This is a genomic window from Coleofasciculus sp. FACHB-712, from assembly GCF_014695635.1.
Lineage (GTDB): Bacteria > Cyanobacteriota > Cyanobacteriia > Cyanobacteriales > FACHB-T130 > FACHB-T130.
The window spans coordinates 1-3,047 of sequence record NZ_JACJOQ010000473.1; the positions used below are offsets into that span (position 1 = coordinate 1).

3 protein-coding genes and 1 pseudogene are annotated in these 3,047 nt (G+C 44.5%); all 4 read left to right on the forward strand.

Features of this window, described 5'->3' with window-relative positions; translation table 11 throughout:
- A pseudogene (locus tag H6F50_RS15295) lies at window positions 1-390 on the forward strand (glucose-1-phosphate thymidylyltransferase); the annotation flags it as partial.
- Window positions 387-1,232, forward strand: coding sequence for a glycosyltransferase (locus tag H6F50_RS15300; RefSeq protein ID WP_190429351.1), 846 nt, complete (start codon window positions 387-389; stop codon window positions 1,230-1,232). The pseudogene H6F50_RS15295 and the gene H6F50_RS15300, both read left to right, overlap by 4 nt.
- 2 nt (window positions 1,233-1,234) lie before the next feature.
- Window positions 1,235-2,308: a glycosyltransferase family 1 protein gene (locus H6F50_RS15305; protein ID WP_190429352.1), complete on the forward strand. Its 1,074-nt coding sequence runs from the start codon at window positions 1,235-1,237 to the stop codon at window positions 2,306-2,308.
- Between the two features lie 164 nt (window positions 2,309-2,472).
- A partial coding sequence (locus tag H6F50_RS15310; RefSeq protein ID WP_190429353.1) for a lipid kinase occupies window positions 2,473-3,047 on the forward strand: 575 nt, incomplete at its 3' end.

Sequence of the window (3,047 nt, forward strand, 5' to 3'; positions counted from 1 at the left end):
TTGTCAGCCAATCAAATTATTCTAGATAGTTATCTCGTTGGTTCAGTTCAAGGTCAGCTGGATGACCAAACTCAAATCATTGGACGAGTGGAAATTGGTGAAGGGTCAAAAGTCGTTAACAGTACCATTCGGGGTCCTGCGATTATCGGTCGAGACTGTCATATCGAAAACTGCTTTATTGGCCCCTATAGTAGCATTGGCGATTGCAGCATCCTAATCGACGCCGATCTTGAGCATAGTGTTATCTTACAGGGCGCTCAAGTGGTGGGAATTCATCAACGAATTGTAGATAGCCTGATTGGGCAACGCGCCCAGCTAACCGCTGCCCACCGCCGACCTAAAGCCCTGCGTTTTATGATTGGTGATGATTGCCACATTGAACTGACGTGATCTATTTCGTTACAGTTAACTATTTTTCAACAGATTTAGTTAATCAGCTCATTAGATCGCTTCCGGAAAATAGCGAGGTTTCCTATCAGGTTATTATTGTCAATAACTCTCCAGATGATGCTTCAATTAAGCAATTAAAAACAGATAGTATTCTGATTCTTGAAGCAAAAACTAATCTAGGATTTGGTAGAGCTTGTAACTTAGGTTTAAATTGGGTTTACAAGCAAGATAATGAAGCAATCGCCTGGATTATCAACCCAGATAGTTACCTCCTAGAAAAAAATATAGAAAAAGTACCAGCCTTTTTTAAGGCTTATCCAGAACTTTCTATTGTTGGTACCCTTATCTATATACCCACTGGAGAAGTTTGGTTTGGTGGAGGACGCTTTATTCCCGGAACTGGAACAATCTTCTCGGAAAACTTGTTATTGACGCAGCCAAATTTAGCTTATGTCCCCTGCGATTGGGTTTCGGGATGTAGTCTGCTGCTCAATTTACGAAAGTTTCCTAGTTGTCCTGAGTTTGACCCGGCTTACTTTCTCTATTATGAAGATTTTGATTTTTGTAGACGCTATTCCCTAGAGGGCCATTTAATCGCTATTACCCCTCTGATTCGCGTCGGGCATCAACCATCTTCGATTACTAACAGAAACATTTTTATTAAAATCAAATATAGTACTTATAGCTATTTGCTAACTTTAGAAAAATATGTAAGTCTACCAGTAAGATCGCTACGGTTTCTCCGTCTTATTTTCCATGCGTTTATGTTACTTGTAGTAAAACCGTCGGTCGCCCTTGGTAAACTTTACGGCGTCTTCCTCTATTTAAAAAAGCGATACTAACCTTGCTGTCTCCACTCCTAGTCAATCTTTCCTTCATTTTTTCCCAACCGACTGGCATCAGCACCTATGCCATAAATCTTTTTCCGCACCTCCAGCCTCTCGAACCAACCTTACTGACAGCCCAAAATTTTCCCAACTATCGCTGCTATCCAGTTCCGTCGGATCTAACCCCCGCACAAGGGTCAAAAGGGCATTTTCGCCGTCTGCTGTGGACGCAGCGGCAGTTGCCCGAAATTTACAAAAAATTGAATTCTAGTTTAATATTTTCCCCAGTTCCTGAAGCGCCGTTGTATGCGGGTTGCCGTTCAGTGGTAATGGTTCACGATCTCATCCCGCTGCGGTTTCCTAAACGCTTTTCTCCCCTAACGCCCTACTTCCGCTACTATATTCCCCAGGTTTTAGTGCAAGCTGAGCATATTATTTGTAACTCTAGCTCCACCGCTCAGGATATTATTGATTTCTTCCACATTCCAGAATATAAAATTACGCCAATTCATTTGGCTTATGACGTCAATCATTTTCGGTTTCTAGATATTCCTAGAAGCAATTATTTCCTCTATATTGGTCGCCAAGATCCCTACAAAAATATTGCTCGTTTAATTGACGCATTCGCTACTTTACCAAGTTGCCGTGACGATGAATTATGGATAGCTGGAGCTGGGGATAAGCGTTATACGCCTGTGTTGATGGCGCAGGTGGAACAGCTAGGTATAAAGAATCAAGTAAGATTTTTAGATTACGTTTCCTACGAGGAATTGCCGACGCTAATTAATCAAGCGATCGCTCTCGTCTTCCCTAGCCTTTGGGAAGGCTTTGGACTGCCCGTTTTAGAAGCAATGGCGTGTGGCACTCCCGTGATTACTTCTAACCTCTCCTCGCTGCCAGAAGTCGCGGGTGACGCTGCCCTTTTAGTCAATCCCTACAACGTGGGGGAAATTGCCGAAGCGATGCAGGCAGTGGTGACGGATTCAGGATTGCGATCGCGTCTTCGTCAAGCTAGTCTCGCTAGAGCCAGTCAATTTAGCTGGACAAAAACTGGACAAGCAACTGCCCAAGTCCTTCAGCGATATTTATAAACACTGCGAAAATTATCAAAGTTACAGGTGGCAAATTGTCAAGTTAAGATTGGGAGCCAGCTCAAGATTCTCCTTCAAGCTTCAATTCCTCTTGCCTCCACAGGTAGATTTCTTTTTATCAAAGGTTTGTCAAGATAATTGACAATCAATGGAAGAGGCTCAACATGAACCGGCGAGCATTGTTGCTGCTAAATCGCCACGCACGCCGAGGAAAAGAGGGTTTATCAGAGGCGGTTGCCAAATTGCAGGAGTTAGGCTTTGACCTGCAAGAAGAGTCCACACAAAAGCCTCAGCAAATACCAGAAATTATCCGTAGCTACCGCGATCGCGTCGATCTCGCGATCGTCGGTGGCGGAGATGGCACCCTAAATGCCGCCGCCGAGGGTCTAATTGACACCCAACTCCCGCTGGGTATCCTGCCCTTAGGAACAGCCAACGACCTAGCACGAACCCTTTCAATTCCTGTCTCTCTCCCTGAAGCTTGCGAGGTAATCGCAACAGGTCAAGAACAGCGAATTGACTTAGGTTGGGTGAATGGAAAGCACTTCTTCAATGTTGCCAGTCTCGGATTGAGCGTGCAAATTACTCAGCAGCTAACCAAAGAAACTAAGCAACGCTGGGGAGTTTTCGCCTATGCAGTCACCGCCATCCAGGTAGTTGGGCGATCGCGTCCTTTTCTAGCAAAAATTCGTCTCAATGGCGAATCTATTCAGGTGAGAACCGTTCAGATTGCCGTAGG